General features: G+C 73.2%; 21 protein-coding genes. 16 read left to right on the forward strand and 5 right to left on the reverse strand.

The window, feature by feature from the left end; translation table 11 throughout:
• The first annotated feature begins 7 nt into the window (after nucleotides 1–7).
• From ACFQBR_RS14590 to ACFQBR_RS14625, 8 genes are all read left to right on the forward strand, one after another.
• Entirely contained in the window at nucleotides 8–1,273 is a 1,266-nt protein-coding gene (locus tag ACFQBR_RS14590; protein WP_352982389.1) for an SWIM zinc finger family protein, read from the forward strand.
• Entirely contained in the window at nucleotides 1,270–2,802 is a 1,533-nt protein-coding gene (locus tag ACFQBR_RS14595) for a DUF5691 domain-containing protein (RefSeq protein ID WP_344179551.1), read from the forward strand. Before ACFQBR_RS14590 ends, ACFQBR_RS14595 begins: the two co-directional genes overlap by 4 nt.
• Entirely contained in the window at nucleotides 2,803–3,912 is a 1,110-nt protein-coding gene (locus ACFQBR_RS14600) for an ATP-binding protein (RefSeq protein WP_267947120.1), read from the forward strand.
• On the forward strand, nucleotides 3,912–6,299 hold the full coding sequence (locus tag ACFQBR_RS14605; protein WP_344179553.1) for a DUF5682 family protein: 2,388 nt from the start codon (nucleotides 3,912–3,914) through the stop codon (nucleotides 6,297–6,299). The genes ACFQBR_RS14600 and ACFQBR_RS14605 overlap by 1 nt, the downstream gene beginning before the upstream one ends.
• A complete protein-coding gene (locus ACFQBR_RS14610; protein WP_344179555.1) occupies nucleotides 6,296–7,459 on the forward strand; it encodes a VWA domain-containing protein in 1,164 nt (387 codons plus the stop codon). Before ACFQBR_RS14605 ends, ACFQBR_RS14610 begins: the two co-directional genes overlap by 4 nt.
• Nucleotides 7,460–7,627: 168 nt before the next feature.
• The gene (locus ACFQBR_RS14615) at nucleotides 7,628–7,828 is read left to right on the forward strand and encodes a hypothetical protein (RefSeq protein ID WP_344179557.1); all 201 of its coding nucleotides are present in this window, start codon (nucleotides 7,628–7,630) and stop codon (nucleotides 7,826–7,828) included.
• Nucleotides 7,812–8,357 (forward strand): DUF6879 family protein, encoded by a 546-nt coding sequence (locus tag ACFQBR_RS14620; RefSeq protein WP_344179559.1) that lies wholly within the window; start codon nucleotides 7,812–7,814, stop codon nucleotides 8,355–8,357. Before ACFQBR_RS14615 ends, ACFQBR_RS14620 begins: the two co-directional genes overlap by 17 nt.
• Nucleotides 8,357–9,196, forward strand: coding sequence for a helix-turn-helix domain-containing protein (locus ACFQBR_RS14625; RefSeq protein ID WP_344179561.1), 840 nt, complete (start codon nucleotides 8,357–8,359; stop codon nucleotides 9,194–9,196). The genes ACFQBR_RS14620 and ACFQBR_RS14625 overlap by 1 nt, the downstream gene beginning before the upstream one ends.
• 69 nt (nucleotides 9,197–9,265) lie before the next feature.
• On the opposite strand, the gene ACFQBR_RS14630 is transcribed toward ACFQBR_RS14625, so the two are convergent.
• On the reverse strand, nucleotides 9,266–9,430 hold the full coding sequence (locus ACFQBR_RS14630; protein WP_378553588.1) for a hypothetical protein: 165 nt from the start codon (nucleotides 9,428–9,430) through the stop codon (nucleotides 9,266–9,268).
• 143 nt (nucleotides 9,431–9,573) lie between these two features.
• Between ACFQBR_RS14630 and ACFQBR_RS14635 the strand changes: the two genes are divergently transcribed.
• Nucleotides 9,574–10,275 carry a Crp/Fnr family transcriptional regulator gene (locus ACFQBR_RS14635; RefSeq protein WP_344179563.1) on the forward strand — a complete coding sequence of 234 codons (702 nt, stop codon included), beginning with the start codon at nucleotides 9,574–9,576 and terminating at the stop codon, nucleotides 10,273–10,275.
• Nucleotides 10,276–10,281: 6 nt separating this feature from the next.
• Here the strand turns inward: ACFQBR_RS14635 and ACFQBR_RS14640 are convergent, their stop codons facing one another.
• Nucleotides 10,282–10,743 (reverse strand): Pycsar system effector family protein, encoded by a 462-nt coding sequence (locus ACFQBR_RS14640; RefSeq protein ID WP_378553590.1) that lies wholly within the window; start codon nucleotides 10,741–10,743, stop codon nucleotides 10,282–10,284.
• Nucleotides 10,744–10,945: 202 nt separating this feature from the next.
• On the opposite strand from ACFQBR_RS14640, the gene ACFQBR_RS14645 reads away from it, so the two are divergent.
• Genes ACFQBR_RS14645 through ACFQBR_RS14660 form a run of 4 tightly spaced genes read left to right on the forward strand, consistent with a single transcriptional unit; the run spans nucleotide 10,946 to nucleotide 16,953 of the window.
• Nucleotides 10,946–11,743 (forward strand): hypothetical protein, encoded by a 798-nt coding sequence (locus ACFQBR_RS14645; RefSeq protein ID WP_344179567.1) that lies wholly within the window; start codon nucleotides 10,946–10,948, stop codon nucleotides 11,741–11,743.
• 8 nt (nucleotides 11,744–11,751) lie between these two features.
• Nucleotides 11,752–14,322 (forward strand): hypothetical protein, encoded by a 2,571-nt coding sequence (locus tag ACFQBR_RS14650; RefSeq protein ID WP_344179569.1) that lies wholly within the window; start codon nucleotides 11,752–11,754, stop codon nucleotides 14,320–14,322.
• Nucleotides 14,319–15,578: a hypothetical protein gene (locus tag ACFQBR_RS14655; RefSeq protein WP_344179571.1), complete on the forward strand. Its 1,260-nt coding sequence runs from the start codon at nucleotides 14,319–14,321 to the stop codon at nucleotides 15,576–15,578. The genes ACFQBR_RS14650 and ACFQBR_RS14655 overlap by 4 nt, the downstream gene beginning before the upstream one ends.
• Nucleotides 15,568–16,953 carry a DUF4407 domain-containing protein gene (locus tag ACFQBR_RS14660; RefSeq protein WP_344179573.1) on the forward strand — a complete coding sequence of 462 codons (1,386 nt, stop codon included), beginning with the start codon at nucleotides 15,568–15,570 and terminating at the stop codon, nucleotides 16,951–16,953. Before ACFQBR_RS14655 ends, ACFQBR_RS14660 begins: the two co-directional genes overlap by 11 nt.
• A 240-nt stretch (nucleotides 16,954–17,193) precedes the next feature.
• On the opposite strand, the gene ACFQBR_RS14665 is transcribed toward ACFQBR_RS14660, so the two are convergent.
• Together ACFQBR_RS14665 and ACFQBR_RS14670 are read right to left on the reverse strand one after the other, a co-directional pair.
• On the reverse strand, nucleotides 17,194–17,556 hold the full coding sequence (locus ACFQBR_RS14665) for a DUF3140 domain-containing protein (protein ID WP_344179575.1): 363 nt from the start codon (nucleotides 17,554–17,556) through the stop codon (nucleotides 17,194–17,196).
• A 161-nt stretch (nucleotides 17,557–17,717) separates the two neighbouring features.
• Entirely contained in the window at nucleotides 17,718–18,734 is a 1,017-nt protein-coding gene (locus ACFQBR_RS14670; RefSeq protein WP_344179618.1) for an SDR family oxidoreductase, read from the reverse strand.
• Between the two features lie 154 nt (nucleotides 18,735–18,888).
• On the opposite strand from ACFQBR_RS14670, the gene ACFQBR_RS14675 reads away from it, so the two are divergent.
• Together ACFQBR_RS14675 and ACFQBR_RS14680 are read left to right on the forward strand one after the other, a co-directional pair.
• Entirely contained in the window at nucleotides 18,889–20,763 is a 1,875-nt protein-coding gene (locus ACFQBR_RS14675) for a glycoside hydrolase family 15 protein (RefSeq protein WP_344179577.1), read from the forward strand.
• A complete protein-coding gene (locus ACFQBR_RS14680; protein ID WP_267947098.1) occupies nucleotides 20,756–21,289 on the forward strand; it encodes a DUF1360 domain-containing protein in 534 nt (177 codons plus the stop codon). Before ACFQBR_RS14675 ends, ACFQBR_RS14680 begins: the two co-directional genes overlap by 8 nt.
• 50 nt (nucleotides 21,290–21,339) lie before the next feature.
• On the opposite strand, the gene ACFQBR_RS14685 is transcribed toward ACFQBR_RS14680, so the two are convergent.
• Nucleotides 21,340–21,897 carry a hypothetical protein gene (locus ACFQBR_RS14685; protein WP_378553595.1) on the reverse strand — a complete coding sequence of 186 codons (558 nt, stop codon included), beginning with the start codon at nucleotides 21,895–21,897 and terminating at the stop codon, nucleotides 21,340–21,342.
• Nucleotides 21,898–22,130: 233 nt separating this feature from the next.
• Between ACFQBR_RS14685 and ACFQBR_RS14690 the strand changes: the two genes are divergently transcribed.
• On the forward strand, nucleotides 22,131–22,727 hold the full coding sequence (locus tag ACFQBR_RS14690) for an O-methyltransferase (protein WP_344179580.1): 597 nt from the start codon (nucleotides 22,131–22,133) through the stop codon (nucleotides 22,725–22,727).
• Nucleotides 22,728–22,766: the final 39 nt, after the last annotated feature.

Raw genomic sequence — 22,766 nt, forward strand, 5'->3', positions numbered from 1 at the left:
GATCAAGGTGGCCAAGGGCGGGTCCTGGCCGGAGCGCGGAGTGGTCGCCGCCCCCTCCGGCGGCGCCTCCGCCGTGTGGGGCGAGTGCAAGGGCAGCGGTTCCAAGCCCTACCTCGCCGCCGTCCACCTGGACGGTGACGGCGGCCCCGCCTTCAAGTGCAGCTGTCCCAGCCGCAAGATCCCCTGCAAGCACGTCCTGGCCCTGCTCGCGCTGTGGGCGCAGGACGACGTGGCGGTCCGGGCCGAGAAACCCGAATGGGTGGGCTCCTGGCTCAACGGCCGCGCGGCCCGCCGGGCCCGGGCCGAGAACGGGACCCCCGCGGCGCCCGCCGACCCCGCCAAGGCGGCGCAGACCCTCCAGAAGCGGGAGGAGGCCGTCGGCGCCGGACTGGAGGAACTCCGGACCTGGCTCTACGACCAGGTCGACGCGGGCCTGGCCGAGGTGCCCAAGCAGGGCTACGACCACTGGGACCGCATGGCCAGGCGCCTCACGGACGCCAAGGCGCGCGGAGCCTCCACCCTCGTCTCCCAGCTGCCCTCCGCCGCCAGGGGGGACCACTGGCCCGAGCGCGTGCTCGAACAGCTCGGCCTGCTCCACCTGCTGGTCGTCGGCCACCGGGCAGGGGACGCCCTCGGGGAGCGCACCCGCGGGGCGGTCCGCGCCAGGGTCGGGATCACCACCCGCGCCGAGGACGTCCTCGCGGGCGGCGAGCGGGTCCGCGACACGTGGCGGGTCCTGGGATGGCGCGACGTCGCCACCCCCGAGAACGACATGCGCGCACGCCGGGTGTGGCTGCGGGGAGCCGGGACCGGGCGCACCGCCCTGTCCCTGACCTTCGGCCGCGCCGGGGAGGCGCCCGCCACCGCCTTCCGGGTCGGCACCGAGGTCGCCGCCGAGTTCGCGTTCTACCCCGACGGCCACCGCGTCGTCCCCCTGGGCGACGGTGACACCGGCCCGGCGCCGGAGCCCGGGGGCGGCACCGTCGCCGAGGCCCTCGACGCCTTCGCCGCGGTCCTGGCCGAGGACCCCTGGCAGGACGCCTGGCCGGTCGTGCTCGACCGGGCCGCCCCCGCACTCCCGGCCGGGGGCGGCGACCGGTGGCACCTCGCCGACCCGACCGGCGCCGCCCTCCCCCTGGCCTCCCCCGACCCCTGGCGCCTCCTCGCGGTCACCGGCGGCCATCCGGCCACCGTCGCCGCCGAGTGGTCGCCCTCCCACGGGCTCACACCCCTCACCGTGTGGGACCGGAACGGAAAGGCGGTCTCCCTGTGACCGGCACGACCGAACCCCTCGACCCCCTGGCCCCCCTCACCGCCGTCGACTCCTGGGACCGCCTGGTCTCCGCCGCCCTCGTGGGCACCTCCCGCCGGGCCGTGCCCGACACCCCCGACCTGCCCTCCACCCCCGCCGCCGAGGGAGCCGAGACCCTCCTGGACAGGGCCGCCCTGGCCGCCGTCCGCCGCACCGCCGGGTACACACCCGCCGAGGCGACGCCCGTCGCGCCCGACGCCCCCGACGAACGCCCCGAGGTGGGGCAGGCCGCCACGCGCCGGCTGGAGGGCATCCTCGCCGGACGCCTCCCCCTCCTGCCCGAGTGGCTCGGACTCGCCGCCGCCGGAGGGAGGCGGGCCGCCCACTCCAGCGTCCCCGCCCTCCTCGACCAGGGGGCGCGCGACAGCCGGCTGCGCCCCGCGCTCGCGGCGGCCGTCGGCGGACGCGGCCACTGGCTGGCCCGGTTCAACCCCGGTTGGGAGTACATGCTGGGCGAATCCGTCCCGGGCGACCGGTTCGACCGGCACGAGTGGGAGCAGGGGAGCCCCGCCCGGAGGCGACGCGCCCTCGCCGCACTGAGGACCACCGACCCCGACGCGGCCCGCGAGCTCCTCCGGGGCGTCTGGCCCGACCTGGCCAAGGCCGAGCTCCGCCGCCGGCTCCTGGAGGCACTCGCGACCGGGCTGGGCCCCGCCGACGAGGAGTTCCTCGAACACGCCCTGGACGACCGGGGCGCCAACGTGCGGGGCCTGGCCCTGTCACTCCTCACCCGGCTGCCCGACAGCGCCCACGCGCACCGCCTGCGCGGCCACGTCCGCGAGTACGCGTCGGCGGGCGACAACGGCGGGCTGCGGGTGGAGACCGTCCACACCCGGCGCGACGACATCCACCGCGACCTCGCGCTCGCGGCGCCCCAGAAGCAGCCCGAGGGCAAGAACGAGCGGTCCGAACGCCTCTGGGCGCTCGTCACCCACGCCCCGCTGGACGTGTGGCCCGACCTGCTCGGCACCGGCCCCTCCGGGGTCCTGGACGCCGCCACCGACTCCGGCGACGCCGAACTGCGCGACGCCTTCGTCAACGCGGTCGTCGTCCAGGAGGACACCGCGTGGGCGAGGGCCGTCCTGGAGGCGATCGGCCCCCGCGTCTCCCACCGCTCCCACGCCCACACCCGCGGGGCGTTCCAGCTGGAGAAGCTCCTGGACCTGCTGCCGGTCGAGGAGCGCTGCGCGCACGTGCAGGGCGTCCTCAACCCCGGGGTGGGGCTGGAGCGCTGGGGCGAGATGCTGCGCGCCACCCGCGGTCCCTGGACCGCGGCCCTGTCCGAGCAGGTCGTCCGGCGCCTGCACCGGCCCGGACGCGGACGCGACTCCTTCGGCTACCGGGAGGTCTGCGAGGCCGCGGCCGAGCACATGCCCCCCGAGCACCTCGCCGGCCTGAGCACCGAACCCCCGTTCGACGACACCGCGGACGCCTACCTCCGGCTTCGGGACACCCTCCGATTCCGGCTCGACATGCACAAGGAGCTCTAGTTGACCACCTCCGCCATCAGCACCGACGCGGCCCAGGCCATCCGCCCGCACGCCGAGCAGACCTACGCCGCCGAACTGGAGGCGCTGGCCAAGGCCGACGACCGCCGGCGCCCCCCGGGCTGGCGCCTGTCCCCGTGGGCGGTCACCCAGTACCTGCTGGGCGCCACCCTCGACGACGGTACCGAGATCACCCCCAAGTACATCGGCGCCCGCCGGGTCGTGGAGGTCGCCGTCGCCACCCTGGCCACCGACCGCGCGCTGCTCCTCCTCGGCGTCCCCGGAACCGCCAAGACGTGGCTGTCCGAGCACCTGGCCGCCGCCGTCTCCGGCGACTCCACCCTCCTGGTCCAGGGCACCGCCGGGACCTCCGAGGAGGCCGTCCGCTACGGCTGGAACTACGCGCGGCTCCTCGCGGAGGGGCCCTCCGAGGCCGCCCTCGTGCCCAGTCCCGTGATGACCGCGATGGCGCGCGGCTCCATCGGGCGCATCGAGGAGCTCACCCGCATGCCCTCCGACGTCCAGGACGGCCTCATCACCGTGCTGTCCGAGAAGGCCCTGCCGGTCGCCGAACTCGGCATCGAGGTGCAGGCCCGGCGCGGGTTCAACATCATCGCCACCGCCAACGACCGCGACCGCGGCGTCAACGACCTGTCGAGCGCGCTGCGCCGCCGGTTCAACACGGTGGTGCTGCCCGTCCCGGACAGCGCGGAGGACGAGATCCGCATCGTGACCCAGCGCGTGGAGCAGCTGGGACGCTCGCTGGAGCTGCCCGAGGTCCCCACCAGCCTCACCGAGATCCAGCGGGTCGTCACGGTCTTCCGCGAACTGCGCTCCGGGGTCACCGAGGACAACGGCACCAAGGTCAAGTCGCCCAGCGGCACCCTGAGCACGGCCGAGGCCATCTCGGTGATCACCAACGGCATCGCCCTGGCCGCGCACTTCGGCGACGGGAAGCTGCGCGCCGCCGACGTCGCCGCGGGCATCCAGGGCGCCGTCGTCCAGGACCGCGTGTCCGACGGCGTGGTGTGGCGCGAGTACCTGGAGACCGTCGCGCGCGGCCGCGACGGCTGGGGCGAGTTCTACCGCGCGTGCCGTGAGGTGGGCGCCTGATGGGCCGACCCCGACTGGACACGAGCGGGCTGCACGTCCTCGGCGTGCGGCACCACGGCCCGGGTTCGGCCCGGGCCGTCCGGGCGGCCCTGGAGGAGATCAAGCCGGACGCCGTGCTGATCGAGGGGCCGCCGGAGGCGGACGCGCTCACCGCCCTCGTCGGTGAGCTGGAGCCGCCGGTGGCGCTGCTGGCCTACGTGGCCGACGCCCCCGCGGGCGGCGGGAAGGCCCCGGCCGGGGGCGACGGGGAGGAGAGGGCCGCGGTCGAGGACCGCCGGTCGAGGGACGGGTGGGCTTTCTGGCCGTTCGCGAGCTTCTCCCCCGAGTGGGAGGCCCTGCGCTACGCGGTGGCCAACGACGTCCCGGTGCGCTTCTGCGACCTGCCCGCCGCGCACACCCTCGCCGAGCGTATGGCAGAGGCGGAGGACCACGGCGCCGGGACGGACACGGAGGCCGGCGCCGGGGAGCCGGGTGGGGGCGCCGACCGCGCCGGGGTCGAGGAGGCCGTCGGCGAGCCCGAGCGGGTCCGCCTGGACCCGCTCGGCGTCCTCGCCGAGGCCGCGGGCTACGACGACGCCGAACGCTGGTGGGACGACGTCGTCGAGCAGCGCGGCGACGGGGAGCCCTCCCCGTTCCCCGCGATCGCCGACGCCATGGCCGCCGTCCGCGCGGAGTCGGGCCCCGAGGAACCGCGCAACGCCCGCCGCGAGGCGTACATGCGCCAGACCCTGCGCGCCACCCTCAAACAGGGCCACGAGCGCGTCGCCGTGGTCTGCGGCGCCTGGCACGCCCCCGCCCTGCGCGACCTGGCCGACCACCCGGTCAAGGACGACGCCGCCCTGCTCAAGGGCCTGCCCAAGGTCAAGGTCACCGCGACCTGGGTGCCGTGGACCCACGGCCGCCTGGCCTCGGACAGCGGCTACGGCGCGGGCGTGTCCGCGCCCGGCTGGTACCACCACCTGTTCACCGTCGCGGACCGGCCGGTGCACCGCTGGCTCACCGACGCCGCCCGCATGCTGCGCGACGAGGGGCAGGGGGTATCGTCCTCGCACGTCATCGAGGGCGTGCGGCTCGCCGAGAGCCTCGCCGTGCTGCGGGGCCGCCCCCTCGCCGGACTCGACGAGGTGTCCGAGGCGCTCACCGCCGTCCTGTGCGAGGGCGAGCCCACCCGGGCCGCCCTCGTCCACCGGCGGATGGCGATCGGCGAGCGGATGGGCGCGGTGCCCCCGTCCACGCCCATGGTCCCGCTCCAGCGGGACCTGGTCGCCGCCCAGAAGCGGCTGCGGCTCAAGCCGGAGCCCTTCGACCGCGACCTCGACCTCGACCTGCGCAAGGACAACGAGCGCCGGCGCGGCGTGCTGCTGCACCGGCTGCGGATGCTCGGCGTGGAGTGGGGCGTTCCGCGCACGCCCGACGGCGGGCACAAGGGGACCTTCCGGGAGTCGTGGCGGCTGCGCTGGGAACCGGAGATGGACGTGGCGCTGATCGAGGCCAGCCGGTGGGGGACCACCGTGGCCTCGGCCGCCGCGGCCCGGGCGGTCGACCTCGCCGGGGAGGCGACGCTGCCGGAGCTGACCTCGCTCACCGAGCAGTGCCTGTTCGCTGAGCTGGGCGAGGCCCTGCCCCGGGTCCTGGCCCTGCTCACCGACCGGGCGGCCACCGACAGCGACGTCACCCACCTGATGGGCGCGCTGCCCCCGCTCGCCCGGTCGGCCCGCTACGGCGACGTGCGCGGGACCGAGAGCGGACACCTGCGCACCGTCGCCGAGCAGATCCTGCGCCGCGTCTGCGTCGGGCTGGCCCCCGCCGTGCACGGCCTGGACGACGACGCGGCGGAGCGGTTCGTCGGGCGGATCGACGAGACGCACACGGCGGCGACCCTGCTGGGCGGGGAGGGCGCCGCCGCCTGGACGGCGGCCCTCGTCGCCCTCGCACGGCGGGACACCCTGCCCGGCCGGATCGCCGGCCGCGTCAACCGGATGCTGTCGGACGCCGGCCTGGTGGACGACGACGAGCTGCGCCGCCGCCTCGGGCTGGCGATGTCCCCGGGCGAGGAGCCCGCGACGGCCGCCGCGTGGCTGGAGGGGTTCCTCCGGGGCAGCGGCCTGATCCTGGTGCACGACGACCACCTGCTGGGGCTGATCGACACCTGGCTGCTCGGCCTGCCCGAGGAGCGCTTCACCGTCGTGCTGCCGCTGCTGAGGCGCACCTTCGGGTCCTTCCAGGGGCCGGAGCGGCGGGAGATCGGGGCCGCCGCCGCCCGGATCGGCAGGGCGGCCCCGGCCGCCGGCCCCGCGGCGGTCCGCGCGGACGTGGACGTCGAACGCGCCGCCCCCGCACTGGCCGCGGCCCTGGCCATCCTCACCACCGGAAGGAGCCACACGTGAGCGTCACGGACGAGCGGGAGCGCCGCTGGCGGCTGGTCCTCGGCCGCGAGGCGCAGTGCGCGGGCGGCCTGAGCGCCGCCGACCAGGGCATGGACAGCGCGCTGGAGGCGCTGTACAACCGGGGCGACGCGGACCGGGGGGCCGGGGACGGCCGGCGCAGCGCCGGCCTCGGCGGCTCGGCGCCCCGGGTCGCACGGTGGCTCGGCGACATCCGGGAGTACTTCCCGACCTCCGTCGTGCAGGTGATGCAGAAGGACGCCATGGACCGGCTGGGCCTGCACCAGCTGCTCCTGGAGCCGGAGATGATGGAGGCCGTCGAACCCGACGTGCACCTGGTGGGCACCCTGCTGTCCCTCAACCGGGTCATGCCCGACGAGGCGCGCGAGTCCGCCCGCGCCGTGGTGCGCCGGGTGGTGGACGACCTGGAGCGCCGGGTCGCGCAGAAGACCCGCTCCGTGGTGCAGGGGGCGATCGACCGGTCGGCGCGCACCCACCGGCCGCGCCGGGTGGCGGACATCGACTGGAACGCCACGATCCGCCGCAACCTCGCCAACTACCTGCCCGAGCACAACACGATCGTGCCGGAGACCCTGGTGGGGTACGGGCGCCGCAGCCGGGGCGTGCAGAAGGACGTCGTCCTGGCGATCGACCAGAGCGGGTCGATGGCCTCCTCGGTGGTGTACGCGAGCGTGTTCGGCGCCGTCCTGGCGTCCATGAGCACCCTGCGCACGTCGCTGGTCGTGTTCGACACCGCCGTGGTCGACCTGACCGAACAGCTCACCGACCCGGTGGAGGTGCTCTTCGGCACGCAGCTCGGCGGCGGCACGCACATCAACAAGGCGATCGCGTACTGCCAGGGGCTCATCACCAAGCCCGCGGACTCGATCTTCGTGCTGATCAGCGACCTGTACGAGGGCGGTGTCCGAGCAGAGATGCTGAAGAGGGTGGCCGCCATGCAGGCCGCCGGGGTCCAGGTGGTGGTCCTCCTGGCCCTGTCGGACGAGGGCGCGCCGTTCTACGATCGCGAGAACGCGTCGGCACTCGCGGAGATGGGAGTCCCCGCGTTCGCCTGCACGCCGGACGTGTTCCCGGAGCTGATGGCGGCCGCGATCCAGGGACAACCCCTCACGTCCTGGGTAGAGAAGCACCAGGACGCCTGATCCGGGCGGGCGGGGCCGTGGCGGTCCCCGCCCGCCTGTTACTCGTCTTGGGTGGGACGCGGTGACCCGTTCGTCACAGGCAGTCGCGTTGGTGTGGAGTATTCCTTTTCATTGCCTGCTTGCAGGAATACTCTCTCCGTGTCGGCTCCCTTCGAGCGAGGAGACCCCTTGAAGCTCACGAAGATCACCGACGGATGCGAGAACAAGAACTGTCCGGCTGTCTATGAAACCGATCACGGAACCCTCGTCGTCCAGGGCTACGTACTCTCCGACCCCGAAGCCCTGAAGCAGATCGGCCTTCCTGAGGGCGAGTCCGCGGTCGAGGTGACCACCGAGTTGTTGAGGGGGGTCCATGCCGTCTCTGACTAACGCGGGCTTCGACGAACTGTTCGACGGGACGACCAAGAGCGTCTTCAGGTTGGAGACCCTGCCGGTCTACAACCCGGTGTCCGAAGCCTCGACGCTGGAGTCCTACCTCGCAGGGGAACCCTGTCCGAGGGTGGGCGTCACCACTCCCTACATGCAGGAGGTCAAGGACCAGACGAGCCGTGGCATCCGGCATTACCGGGTCCATGTCGTCCACAGCCCCCTGACGGACTACCTCCGCTACGAGATGGAGTGGGGGTACACCTTCACCTCCCAGGCCGGCGAGGAGATCCTCATCCTCGACACCGCCGAACACGGTCGGCCCGAAGGGCTGCTCGACGAAGACTTCTGGTTCTTCGACGAGACCCATGTGGTCCGCATGGACTACCGGGACGACGGCGAATTCCTCGGCAAGGAACTCCTGGTGGGGCCCTATCTGGATCACTACCGCGCCCAACGCGACCTGGCTGTCGGCCAGGCCGTACCCTTCAGGGAGTATTGGAGCGCGCATCCGCAGTACCACAGGGACTGATGACCACACCTGAATCCTTTGAACGCATCCGTGCGGAGTTGGCGGAGGACCTCCGCCGACTCCGCACGGATGTCGGCATGTCCGGTGTGACGGCGGCGACGCGCCTCGGCTGGAGCCAGTCCAAGATCTCCAAGATCGAGACGGGCAGAGCCACCCCCTCCTCGGACGACGTGCGGCAGCTGGTCGGGCTGTATCGACCGGGCCGGGAGGAGCGTCTCGCGCTCGAAACGCGGGTCACGGAGCTGAACGACCGTTACCGCTCGCTGCGCATGCTGCGAAAGCGCGGACTGGAGCACGAGCAGCGGGGCATCAAACGCGTCGAGTCCTCGACGACCCTCCTCCGGGTCTTCGAGCCGAGCACCGTTCCGGGACTGCTCCAGACGGCCGAGTACGCCCGGGCCGTATTCAGCCGCCCCCTCTCCTGTGCCGGAGTCGACGTCGCCCGGGCCGTGGCTGCCAGGCTCGACCGGCAGTCGGCGCTGTTCCAGCCCGAGAGGAGCTTCCACTTCGTCATCACAGAGGCTGCGCTTCGTTGGCGCATGGGTGGGACGGAGACCCTGACCGCCCAGATGGACCGCCTCGCCAACCTCTCCACCCTGTCGAACGTGCGCCTCGGCCTGCTTCCGTGGAGGGTCGAGGTTCCCGAGTTTCCCAACAACGGCTTCGACATCCGTGACGAGCGCGAGGTCGCGGTGGAGAACTTCACGACGCACCGGGTGCTCACGGACGCCAGGGACATCGATTTCCATCTGCGCATGTTCGCGTACTTCGCGGACGCCGCGATCTACGGCGACGAGGCGCGCGCCTTCCTCGCGGAACTGACGCGCGAGCACGCCTGACCCCTCCCCTTCCCAGGGCCTCCTTCGGGTCTCCTTGCTTCGCGGCCACAGAAGTATTCCTTGTTGTGTCTAGTTTCGTAGAATGGTGGGCGTCGAGCGGACCGGGGTCGCCGCCGGGGTGTTCAACGCGACCCGCATCACCGTGGAGACGGTCGCCCTCGCCTCTGCGGGGCCCTCCTCGCGGCGCTCACCGGGGGCCGGCTGGAGGGCGAGGGGTTCACGGAAGCGTTCCACGTCGTGGCCCTCGCCCTGGCCGGGGTCGCCGCCCTGGCGGCGGCGGGGGTCCTCGTCCTGGGCGGGCGCGGGGAGAAGGAACCGGAGAAATCACCCCTCTCCTGAGAGGCGGGCGGGCATCATGGGTCCTGGGAGGAGCCACGATGACGACGAACCACTGGCCTGCCGGGACATTCATGGCGAGGGTGGGGGCCGACACGGCGACCAGGCTGCTGGCTCTGGCCCCGCCCCGCCGCCTGTCCGCCGACGACGTGCTGATCGGTCAGGGCGAGAACAGGGAGATGATCCTGCTCCTGAGCCCTCCCGAGGTCGGTGAGCCCGCCTTCGCCAAGGTCACCTCGGTACTGCGCAACGGTACCGAGGTGATGCTCGGCATTCGGGTGCACGGCGACGTCGTGGGCGAGATGGGCATGTTTCGCGCCAGCGGGGCCAGCGCCACCGTCATGGCGTGCACGCCGATGACCGTCCGTTCCTACACGTACAAGGTCTTCCGGGATTTCTTGGACGGGCACCGCGACGCCTGGGAGGCGGTCGGTGCGGTCATGGGCGACCGTCTGGAATCCGCTGACCGGCACCGCGCCGAGTTCGTCGGCTACGAGGTGGACGCCCGCCTCGCCCGGGTTCTCGTGGACCTGGGCGGGCGGCACGGAATCCGCTCCCCCGAGGGCGTCGAGTTGGGGGTGCGGTTGTCGCAGACCGACCTGGGCAAGCTCATCGGGGCCCGCACGGACGCCGTCGGCAACGCCATGAGGCGGTTCCGCGACGAGGGGTTGCTGCTGACGCGCTACCGCCACGTCGTGATTATCGATATGGACAGACTGCACGCGGTGTACGAAAAGGGATGAAGCGCATCAGGGGGTGAGTCTTCCCGCCAGACCATTCGCCACGACCAGGACGAGCATGAACGCCAGCCACGGGATGCACCTCCGGATGTGCTGGTTCTTGGCCCTGGAAATGGTGGAGAAGACCTCTGCCATGCGCCACACCTCGTCCGCGGTCAACGGGCGCTCGGAGTTCGGGCGGGGAAAACCGATGACCATCCTCCCGCCACCGCGGAAAAGCGTTCTCGGACGCAGTGCCAAAACCAGGTGATAGCCCGATGCCAGGAAGGCGAACGCGCAGGCCAGGAGAGATAAAGCCGAGGTGATCGGATGTCCTTCGGACACGCCCTCGCCGTTCACGAGCGCCATGGCGAACCCCGCCTGGGCGGCGCACAGGAAACCGATCTTCGTGTCGGCCTGGGAGACGTTGTTCTGGAAAAACGCCACTGCGGCCAGGGCTGAGTCGATAACGTCCTCCCTGCGAGATTCCATTGCCATCCCTTCTTCGGTGCGAGAAACGACCTCCATTGCACTCCCCCCTGGTGGTTCGGATGGCCGACTGGTCCGTGTTCCGCTGTGTGCCGGTTCTCACGCCGGTGGAGCGGGTGGATTGCCGACTGGTCAGGGATTCGCCTGCGCGCTGCGGACCACACTGGCAGCGTTCCGAGATTTCACATGAGGAAGTAGTGAGGAAATGACACAGACACCCGATTTCGGTCGGCGTCTCATCGTCACGGTCGACGCCAAGGGCTACGGGAGTTCGGACGAGCTCACCCAGCACCAGATCCAGGAGGCCATCCCCGTCCTGCTCACCGCGGCGGCCGAGCGCGTGGGCCTCGACCGGGGGACATGGCACGTCTCGACCACGGGCGACGGAGAGATGGCGGTCCTGCCGACCACGGTGGAGGAGCCCCGTCTGCTCGACCTCTACGTTCCCGAGGTCGCTTACGTCCTGCGCCGCCACAACCACAACCGGACCGAGGCGGGGCGCCTGCGACTGCGCATGGTCATCCACCACGGGTCCGCCGTGTCCTCGCCGACCGCCGGCTACTCGGGCAACGGGATCGTCACCGCTGCCCGGGTCGTGGACAGCGACGCCCTGCGCGACGTCCTCGCAGGCTCGGGCGCCGACCTCGTCGTCGCTGTCACCGCCCCCGTCCACCAGGACGTCGTCGCCCAGGGCCACACACGCCTGCGCCCCGAGGACTTCGTCCTCACGACCGTCCGCAACAAGGAGTACGAGGAGCCGGTCTGGGTGCACGTGCCCGGCCACCACCCGCGCAGGCCCGGGGGCTTCGGGGGCGGTGCCACCGCCCTCTCCCCGATCACCTCCGGAATGGGCCCGGCTCCCTCCCCGGCCCCGGAGGCGGCGCGGTCCGACCGGCCCGGGGAGCCGGGGGCCGGACCGGAGCCACGAGACTCCCCAGCGGTCACCAACGTCATGCACGGTGACGTCGATGCCTCCAACGCCGTCTTCGGCGTCCGCTACTAGGGGGGCACGTGGACGAACACCCCGACGACGCCCGCCGTCGACGGCCGGACGATGCGGCGGAGCGGCCGCGCGAAGAGCGTCGGGCCGCCCGCTCCGCCGGGTCCGGGCGGCCACCGCGCGGGAAGGGCCCCGAGCGTGAGGAAGAGGCGGCCGACCGGAGGCGGCCGGGGGAGGCGGACCGGGAGGCCGGTGCTTCCGAGGCCCCGGGCAAGGCGCCTCCCGGTGACGGTCCCCCCGGCGACGCCCCGCCGGGCCCCGGAGAGCGCGAGGGAACCGGGCTCGACGACGGGCCCCGCGACCGAACCGATCCGTGGACAGAGATCCCCAGCCGGGTCACCAACGTGTTCTACGGCATGGTCAACGCCCAGAACGGTACCTTCGGCGCGGCGGGGGAGCCCGGGGGACCGGGCTCCCCACGCCCATCGGTCACCGGTCCCATGCGGGACCACGAGATCAGCGAGGCCGTCCGGGCCTTCGCCACCCCTGAGGGCTACACGGCCGCCGCCGAGCTTCTGGCGGACAGGGCCGTTCTCGTCCTCACAGGGGAGGCGGGAACCGGCAAGAGGACCGGCGCGATCTCCCTCCTCTCGAAGATCTCCGACGAGGGGATCACCGTGCTCCCACCGAGCCAGACCCTGGAGTCCCTGGCGGACCGCGACTTCATGTCCGGTCGCGGCTACATCGTCCTGGACTGGTTCGGCGTGGACCGGTGGGACTCACCGGCGGAGCACGAGTACCAGTGGTCGGTGCTGTCCGGGTGCGTCGCGAACGCGGGGGCACACCTCGTCCTCACCTGCGACCGGGGTGTTCCCACCGGGAGGACGGCGCCCTCCGTCCCCTGGACCCGCCCCCGCGTGGTCGACGTCCTCCACGAACACCTGCGGGCACGGGCCCCGGGGGAGGAGGGCACGGACCCTGGTGGCGCACCCGGCGTGCCGGGGGCGGCCCAGAAGGCCGCCGCCGCCCTCCCGGACGACCGGTCACTCGCCGACGTCGTAGCAGTCGCGGAGGGGATCGCAGCCGGGGAGGACCCACAGGCGGCGGTCGAGGACGTCCTGCGGTCCTCCTCCCGTACCCGGGTCCAGGAGTGGTTCGACGCCGACCCGGAAAGGCGTGACGTCGCCGACGCCACCGCGCTCGCGCTCCTCCACGGTGTGCACGAACGCGACTACGAGATCCTTGCCAAACGACTGCACCACCGCCTGAACAGGGCCTTTCCCTCACCGGCTCCCCCGGAAGGCGCTTCGGGGCGCATGGCCGGGGGCGACACCGAGAAGGAACCGGACCGCCTGCCTATGCTCCGGCGGCGGCGAGGTGAGGGAAAGCGCAGCCTGATCCGGGTCAGGCTCCGCGACGACGGCTGGTTGGTCCGGCGCTTCCCCGGGTTCGCCGAGAACGGTGACCGGGCCGAGGTCCTGCGTCAGCTGTGGGAGCGCTACGACGCGGACTTCTGGAACGCCGTCGAGTCCTGGACCAGGACGGTCGTCGGCCACGAGACCCGGAGGGTGTTCCTCGCCCGCGGCCTGGCGGCCCTGGCCGGCATCGCTTTCGAGGAGGTCCACGATCTCTACCTGGACCGGTGGTCGAGAAGGGGAGGCGGCGACGGCCGCGACACGTGCGTCTTCGTCCTGTGGTCCATGTGCATGGACGAGGGGCTCGCCCCCGTGGTCCTGCGGACCGCGGACCGCTGGCTCTCCCACGGCACGCCGGCGCAGGCCGAGACGGCACTCCACGTGTGGAGCGGCGAGCTGGGCGTGACCTATCCGACCGAGGCCTTCAACCGGCTGTGGTCCCGGATGCTCGAAGAGGATGCGGTGGAGCGACGGCTGGGCGCGGCCCAGTCCATCGGCACGCTCTTCGGCAGCCTGGTGGACAGGGGCGGCAACGGGCGAGCGGTGCTGCGCAGGCTCGACGACGGGTTGCTCGACATCCGCCGCTTCGGTTCCGACCGGATCAACCGGACACTGCTGATCATCGCCGTCTTCTCCGCCCTCACGGTCTCCACCAGCGAACCCGTCACCGGGGGGCCGCCCCCGGCCCACGAGGGCGACGGGCCCGACGACACGGGTACCGGAGAGGCCCTGGACGACGACGGCCGTTCCCCGGCCGAACCCGGCGACGGCCCGGACGGCACAGCGGGACCTCTCGCAGCGGAGGACGGACAGGCGAGGGAAGCCCTCGGCGCCGACCCGGCGATAGCCCGCCACCTCATGCTCGCCCCGGACCAGATCCCCACCGTGGCCTGCCTGTGGGTGGAGACGGTCCGTCATCGCCCTGTGCGGCGCCTGTCGATCGAAGCCCTGTGGCGCACCCTGAGGGCGCTCCAGCGCAACGGTGCAGACGCGCAGGGCACGGCGCGCGACCTGCTCCTCGCCCTCGTACCGATGCTGCGACCGGACGAACGCACCGGGTTCCGGACCAGCTTCGTCAGCGCGGTCCGCCGCTGCGAGGGCAGCGACCCCTCCACCGACGCCGTCCTGGAGATCCTCGCCGGGGTCTTCGGGGACGGCACCGACACCCCGACCGGCGCGGGCGCAGCCCCGGGCCCGGACCCTCTCACGAAAGTGACGACGACATGAAACCCGCCACCTATCCGGTCGTGGAGGAACGCGCTCTGGGCGCTCCGGCCCGGCAGGGATTCCTCAACCTGCGCGGCCGTCGCCGCGAGGCCTCCGAACTACCCCAGCCCACCGCCCACCAGGTGCGCGTCTACCGCAGCGGCGGCGCGTTCCACGTGGACAGGGGCGGTCTCGCCCTCGACGACAACCGCGTCGTCGAGGCGGACCACGTGAGCCTGGTCGACGTCGGACACGACGTCGCGGTCGTGGTGGTCCTCTCGATCCCCTCCGCGGAGGACGACGAGTTCGAGGTTCGGACGACCTTTGCCTGTACGGTCCTCGACCCCGTGACCGTGGTCAGCGAGGGCCGGGGCGACGCCGACCGCTTCCTGACCGGCTACATGAGGCGCTACGACAAGCTGCCGCAGATCGCCCAGAACCGCAGGCTGGCCGACATCAACGACGTCCGCGAGCTGGTGTGGAGCCACGTCAAGGCGTTCATCGACCTGTCGCCGCCCGAGGTCCGGGGAATGCGGATCGAGTACGTCGGTACGGAGGTGCTCACCCCGAACAGCCTCCGTGAGACCCGGGGGACATGGCGTACCACCCGCCACGAGCAGGAGGTCGAGGTGGCTCGCACCGAGCACGACCACCTGATGAAGGAGAAGGTCACGAACCACACCCGTTCGATCATGGCCGGGCTCAGCGAGGCCGTCCAGAACGACACCATCAACGCGGTCATGCTGGCGCTGGCCGAGGGCCGCATCGACCCGACCGAGGTCGCGCACCGCATCACCGCCGAGCGCGAGCGGGCCCTCAACCGGGAAAGGGAACGTGAGGAGGCCGAACGGCAGGAACGGCAGCGCCAGGGGGACTGGGAGCGCGATCTCGCCCTGCGCAGGGAGACCTGGGCACGTGAGGACGAACACCGCCGTATGCAGGTCCGCTCCCAATTGGCCCAGACGGCGATCCGGGAGAACTACGTGGACGGCGCCATGACCCCAGCCGAGGTCGTCGACTTCGTCGATCCCGAGATGTTCCCGATGCGCACCCAGTCGATCGGCAGCGGTGAGCGGACCACGACTGTTGCGGAGCCCGCCGTGGACACCGGCGAGATCGTCGCGCAGACCGGTGAGGAGCCGCGCTCCGGGGGAGGGACGACGGAGGGAGACCGCGGCCTGCCCCGCGAGGCCGCCGTCGGTGACGGCCCCGAGAGCGGAGTGAGGGGGCGGCGCTCCTACTCGGAGGGTCTGAGCGAGGACGACCATGACGCATAGCACCGTCGCCCCACCGGAGGCGGGCCCCCGTCCGGAGACCGCGGAGGAGCCCCGGCTCCCTTCCGAGAGCCGTCCGTACAGATTCCGCGCCTGGACAAGCCGTGGGCTGCGCCGACTGACCGGCGTCGACGAGGACCTCCTGGAAGAGGTCCCCGAGGAACGCCCCCGCTACACCCTCCAGGGGCTGGTGGTCGTCTGCACCTCCCTCCTGGCCGGGATCGCCGTCTTCGTCGCGCTCGGCCGGTTCACCGACACCCCGTGGCCGCTCCTGGTCCCCGCCGCCGCGTTCTGGGCCGGGCTCATCCTGGTCTTCGACTGTTGGATGCTCTCGACCATGCACGGTGTGAAGAAGGGCCATCGGTTCCGCGACTACACGGGACGGATCATCCTGGCCGTGCTGGTCAGCGTGGTCGTCGCCGAGCCCCTGCTCCTCTATGTCTTCCGACCGTCCGTCGAACAGGAGATCCGGGTCGACCGGCAGCAGGAGGAGGCGGCCTTCCGGTCGTCGCTGGAGCGCTGCAACCCGGTGTCGGGGGAACAGAGCGCCGATCCGTCCTGCACGGAGGAGTTCCTGTTGACGGTAGGCGGCAGCACTCTCACCGCCGACCGGTCCGCGCTGGCCGCGACGGTCGCCGAACGCGACCGTGTGCAGGAGCACGTCGACTCCCTCCAGAGTCAGCTGGAGGAGAAGCAGGAGCTGGCCCGTCTGGAGTGCAACGGCAGTCCTGGAGACGGGCTGACCGGCCGAGCGGGTGAGGGCGTCAACTGTCGGCGGCTGCGCGGCGAGGCCGACGCGTTCGAGGAGGACAGTCGGCTCTCCTCCTACCAGGCCAACCTGCTGGAACTCGACTCCCAGGTGGAGGACCTCACTTCCGCCTCGGGGGTGTCGACCGCGGATTTCGCCTCCGCGCGCGGCGAGCTGATCGACGAGAAGGTCGCGGACCGGACCGCCGCGGAGGGGGAGCACGGGATCATCGACGAGATGGAGGCCCTGGGCGAGCTGGCCAGGGGGAACTTCTACGTGATGGCGGCTGTGCTGTTGTTGAGGCTCCTGCTGGTTGCCGTGGACCTGTTCCCGGTCCTGACCAAGGTGCTCGGAGGGGCGAGCAAGTACGACGAGCTGTACACCGCCCGGGCCGACTTCCACCGGGAGCGCCACGGGGAGAAGCTGCGGATCCGGCGCAAGCAGCTCCAGGTGGACACGGATCGGGACGTGGGGCGCCTGGACGCCCAGCAGCAAGCCGACCGCAACGAGAACGACCGGCGGATGCGCAGCGACAAGGTCAGGCAGCGTGCCGTCCTGGAGGACGAGATCGCCCGCCAGGCCTCCCAGTACCGGGGGCAGCGCGAGACCGACGGCGAGGGCCGAGGGTAAGCGGGGAGGGGCGGAGGGGCGGAGCCCGCACCGGGCGCCGCCCCTCCGCCTTCCCGCCCTTCGTCACTTTCCGTGTCCCCGGCCCCTCGCCGGTCCGCCGGCCGCCGCTCTGCCGGGGCTCGTATCCGGTCGGACGAGAGTGTGCCGGGTGGTGGCGGACACAGGACCGGACCGGACCGGGCCGGGGCCGCCGGACGGGCTTCCCGTCGGGCGGCCCCGCACCGGCGGGCCCGGCCCCGGCTACGCGAGGTCCTCCTCGTCGGGCCGCGCCGAGTCGGGGCTGAGCGGGTCGTGCCCCACCGACATCAGGCGGTGCCGCCACCGGGGATCCTCGCGGTGCGGGTCGGCCAGTTCGCGCCGCACGAGATCCGACACCTCGCGCATCAGCTCGACGTCGGCCCCCGTCACGTCGACACGGCGCTTGGACAGCAGGTTCACGACCGCCTCGCCCCGGCGGGACACCGTGTGGCCGGGCTCCGGCCGGAAGCCCTCCTCGCCGGAGGCGTTGGTCAGCAGCCACTCGCGCAGCTCCTCACCGGTCATGTTCACCGCCGAGTGGAAGTCCTCCCACGCGTCGTCCACGGCCGGATCGTGCTCGGTCATCTTCTTCCTCCTCGCTCTCGGACATGTCCTGTCGGACCCGTTCGCCGGCCCCCGCGCCCCCGCCCCGTCTCCGGCCGGGACCGTTCGCCTGCCCCCGCCTCCGGCCCCGCGGCCCCGGCCGGGACACCCCGGCTCCCCGGCCGCCGTGCCGGTCGAACCCCTCACCGCCGGAGCCGGCGGGACGCGTAGACCGCGGCCCCCGCCGCCAGCGCGGCGGCGCCGGCCAGGGCCGCGGGACGGCGCCTGCGGTTCAGCTCGTCGAGGGGGCTGACGCCCCACGCCTCGTCGTCGAACTCCCCGTGCGCGCCGAAGTCCTGCACGTCGTCCACGGGCTCGAACAGGTTGTCCCGTTCGGGCGCGGGCTCGTCCCGGACCTGGCTGTCCCTGCCGGAGAGGCCCAGCTGGAGGTCGAGCGCCCTCGGGGCGAGGCGCTGCGCCAGCACGGTGCCCACGGTCGACGCGCCCACCCAGTACCGGCGGCGCCGGGGGTGCTCGGCGGCCCACACGATCGCGCGCGCCGCCACCTCCGGCTGGTAGACCGGCGGCACGGGCCTGGTCCGCGCCCCCATCCGCGAGCGGACCCACGAGAACTGCGGGGTGTTGACCGCCGGCAGGTGGACCTCCGTCACCCTGATCCGCGACCGGGCGTGCACCAGTTCGGCGCGCACGGAGTCGGTGAACCCGCGCACCGCGTGCTTGGCCCCGCAGTACGCGGCCTGGAAGGGGATGCCCCGGTAGGCCAGGGCCGATCCGACCTGCACGACCACGCCCCGGTTCCGGGGCGCCATCAGCTCCAGCGCGGTCCGCGTGCCGTGGACGTAGCCGTGGTAGCAGACGTCGGTGACCCGGTGGTACTCCTCGGGCTCCACCTCCCCGAAGGGGGCGATGACCGAGGCGAAGGCCGCGTTCACCCACACGTCCACCGGGCCGAGCGCGGCCTCGATCCGGGCCGCCGCCTCGCGCACCGCCGCGGCGTCCGCGACGTCCGTGCGGACGGCCAGCGAGGGGACCCCGGCCTCGTGCGCCTCCCGCTCGGCGGCGGCCAGCCCCTTCGCGCCGCGCGCGAGGAGGGCCACCGCGTAGCCTCGGCGGGCGAACTCCCGCGCGGTCGCCCGGCCGACGCCCGCGCTGGCGCCGCTGACGACGGCCACCCGGCGTCCCCCGTTCCCCGTCTCCATACCGACCTCCGTCACGAACTCGGTCCTTCCCCCTGCGCTACCCGGGGCAGTGGTTCCTTATGTGCACACCAGGGTGCTGAAGTGCCGTTTCGTCCCGTCCTTCCCAGGGCAGGCGGAGAGGAAGCGCTCGCGGGAGGACCACGGGGAGGGGCCGATGGGGCAGGGGACGACGGGCATCGGGGACCACGGCTTCCTCTCGGACTGCCACACCGCGGCGCTCACCACACCGGACGGCACGGTCACGTGGCTGTGCGCGCCGAGGTTCGACGGGCCCGCGTTCCTGTCCGGGATCCTCGACCCGGACCGCGGCGGAGAGTGGACCCTGGAGGTCCAGGGGGCGCGGCCGGCGGACCGCGCCTACGTGGACGAGACACTCGTCCTGGAGACCCTGTGGCGGGGCGACGGGGTGGAGGTCGCGGTCCGCGACCTGCTCGCGGTGCGGACCCCCGAGGGGAAGGAGGGCCTGTACCGCGAGGGCGTCCTCGTGCGGCTCGTCGAGTGCAGGGCGGGCACCACCTCCGTGCGCTCCCGACTGCGTGCCCGTCCCGACTTCGGACGCTCGGAGCCGCGGTGGGAGAGCGTGGACGGGGGCCTGAGGGAGGCGTCGGGCCCGCTGCTGTCGGGCGCTCCCGGCCCCGGCCTCACCGGGGACGGCGACCCCGAGTTCCTGGTGGAGCTCTCCGAGGGGGACACCGCGGTCTTCGCGCTGGACTATCTCCACGGCGAGCGCCGCGTCGACCTGGGGGAGGGGCGCGCCCTGCTCCGGGGGACGGTGGACGCGTGGCGGGCGTGGTCGGCGCGGACCGACTACGACGGCGCGGGGGCCACCCACGTGCGCCGCAGCGCGCTCACCCTGCGCGGGCTGCTCCACGAGGAGAGCGGAGCCCTGATCGCCGCGCCCACCACCTCCCTGCCGGAGTGGCCGGGAGGGACCAGGAACTGGGACTACCGCTACGTGTGGCACCGCGACGCGGCCCTCGTGGTGCTGGCCTTCCTCCGCCTCGGGCACGAGGCCGAGGCGGGGAGCTACCTGAGCTTCCTGCTGCGGGTGTGCGGTCGCCCGAAGGGATGGCTCCCGCCCGTGGAGACGGTCGACGAGGAACCGCCCCCCGAGGAGGAGGTCCTGGACCACCTGTCCGGGTACGGCGGGGCGCGGCCGGTCCGGACCGGCAACGCGGCGTACTCGCAGCACCAGCTGGACGTCTACGGGCACATCCTCGACGCGGCCCTCTCCTACGAGGACGCCACCGGGAGCCTGCCGCCGGACGAGCTGGCCCGGCTCGCCACCGTGGTCGAGTCGGCGCGCGAGCTGTGGCGGGAGCCGGACGAGGGCATGTGGGAGGTCAGGACGGACCCCCGGCACTGGACCAGCTCCAAGGTCTACGCCTGGGTGTGCCTCGACCGCGCGGTCCAGCTCGCGGAGATGACCGGCGGGGAGGACGAGGTGCCGCTGGAGGCATGGCGCGAGGAGGCCCGCGCGATCCGCCGGGACGTCCTCGACCACGGCTACGACCCGTCCACGGGTTCTTTCGTCCAGTCCTACGGCGCGGCCAACGTGGACGGCTCGCTGCTGCGGATCCCGCTCCTGGGCTTCCTCGACGGCACCGACCCGCGTGTGCTTCGCACCCTGGAGCGCGTGGAGGCCGAACTGGGCGAGGGCGGCGGCCTGATCCGCAGGTACGACCCCGAGGAGACCGGCGACGGGATCGGCACCCCGGAGGGCGCCTTCCTCCTCTGCTCGTTCGACATGGTGTCCGCGCTCGTCCTCGCCGGGCGGACCGACGAGGCGAGGGAGAGGTTCGAGCGGCTGTGCGGGAGCGGGGGCGAACTGGGGCTCCTTGCCGAGGAGATGACCGCGGACGGCACCCAGCTGGGCAACTTCCCCCAGGCCTTCACGCACCTCGCGCTGATCGAGGCCGCCGTCAACGTCGACGGGGCGGCCGACAGGGAGGCGCTGCACGACTGGGCCCGCACCAGGTCCGGCAACGGAGGCGGAACGAGACGAAGGAGGAACGGGGACGATGACTGACGACACCTCCGGCGCGGAGAGCGTCAAGGAGACCGTCCGGCAGGAGGCGGAGGCCTACCGCGGGGGCAGCGACCAGCCGCTCGTCGGCTACGCCGCGGTGGCGTCCGGCTACGCGGCCCTGGTGGCGGCGGGGGCGCTCGTCGCGAGCCGCTCCCGCCGGAGCGGGGCCGCCGCCTCGGTGGGGCCCTGGGACCTGGCGCTGATGGGGCTCACCACCCACAAGCTGTCGCGGCTGCTGGCCAAGGACCCGGTGACCAGCCCGCTGCGGTCGTTCTTCACGCGCTTCCGGGGGGCGTCCGCGCCGGCCGAGCTCGACGAGGAGGTGCGCGGCGAGGGCGGGCGCAAGGCGGTCGGCGAGCTGGTCACCTGCCCCTTCTGCCTGGCCCAGTGGGTGGCCACCGGCTACGCCTTCGGGCTGGTGTTCGCGCCCGCCCTCACCCGGAGCGCGGGAGCGGTGTTCAGCGCCGTGGCGGTGTCCGACTGGCTGCAACTCGCCTATGTGCGCCTCCAGAAGGCGCAGGAGTAGGGCCCGGCCGCTGGAACCCAAACTCTCCCGGCCGGGCCCGGTCCGCCCGGTCAGGCGCCGCGGCGGCGGTCCTCCGGCCCGGTCCCCCCGGCGCCGGAGCCGTCCCCGCGGGGCTCACCGCCCGGCTCCCCGTCCGGGCCGTCGGAGCCGGCGATGCCCGCCTCGGGGGGCGTGCCGACGACGAACCCGAAGACGACGTGGTCGATCAGCAGCGCCCACCGTTCGCGCGGCCTGGACCCGCGCGCGTGGGCCAGTCCCAGCACCGGCGCGACGGCCACCTCGAACAGGCCCCAGACCGCGACGCCGTACACCGGCCCGGTCAGCCGCGAACGGCGCAGCCGGGCGGGCAGGAGGGCGAACGCCGCCCCCGCCGTCGCGCCGTACCCCCAGTGGGCCAGTTCCACGGCGGCCGACCTGCGGTGCTCGGGCACGCTCTCCAGCAGGAGGGGCACGCCCTCCTTGAGGACGGCGTCGGGCGGCGTCCTCTCGATGGCCCCCACGCCGACCGCCACCTGCCGCATCCCGCTCATGGCCATCGCGCCCACGACCCCCCGCAGAGCCCCCCGGAACCAGGGGCGGCGGGGAGGAGCACCGGTTTCGTCGACCATCGCTGCCTCCCAATTGCTCGGTGCCTTCCGGTTCCCCACCCCCTAGCCGTTCCGCGGTCCGCCCACACGTCGGGACGCGAATCCGTCGCACCGGCCGGAGCGGCAGGGGGTCGTCCGGACCGGCGCGCCGGGGACGACGCGGGCCGTGCGCCCCGTCCGGGTGCTGGACCGGCCCTCCCCGCCGCCGTAGCCTCGACCCGACGGGCAAGGCGAACAGCGAGGAGCCCCGCCACATGGCGACCACAGCGCCGGACCGGCGACCCGCGTCCCTGGCCGCGATCGAGGCCGACACCGAGGCCATCGGCTTCACCATGTCCTGCGAGGAGGGTGTCGGCCGCCTGCTCCGGGCCCTGGCGGCGTCCAAGCCCGGAGGGCGGTTGCTCGAACTGGGCACCGGCACCGGGGCGGGTACCGCGTGGCTGCTCGCCGGGATGGACCGGGAGTCCGTCCTGGAGACCGTCGACAACGACCCCGAGTGCCTCGGCGTGGCCCGCCGCCACCACACCGTGGACCCGCGCGTGACGGTCTACGAGGCCGACGGCGGCGAGTGGCTGACCGGTCGGGCGGACGACGCCGGCCCCGGCTACGACCTGGTGTTCGCGGACGCGTGGCCGGGCAAGTTCACCCACCTGGACGAGGCGCTGTCGCTCGTGGACCGGGGCGGCTTCTACGTCGTCGCCGACCTCGCCCGGCACGCGGGGGGCACGGACCCCGAGGGCCACCGGCTGGAGGTGGAGGGGCTGATCGGCGACCTGGAGTCGCGTTCGGGCTGGGAGCGGATCCCGCTGCTGGGCTGGTCCTGCGGGGTGCTCGTGATGGTCCGCCGCTGAGGCGTGTCCGGCGCGGAACCGGCCCCCGGGCGGGCGGCG

Origin of the sequence: Nocardiopsis tropica (assembly GCF_042660575.1) — a bacterium.
GTDB lineage: Bacteria > Actinomycetota > Actinomycetes > Streptosporangiales > Streptosporangiaceae > Nocardiopsis > Nocardiopsis tropica.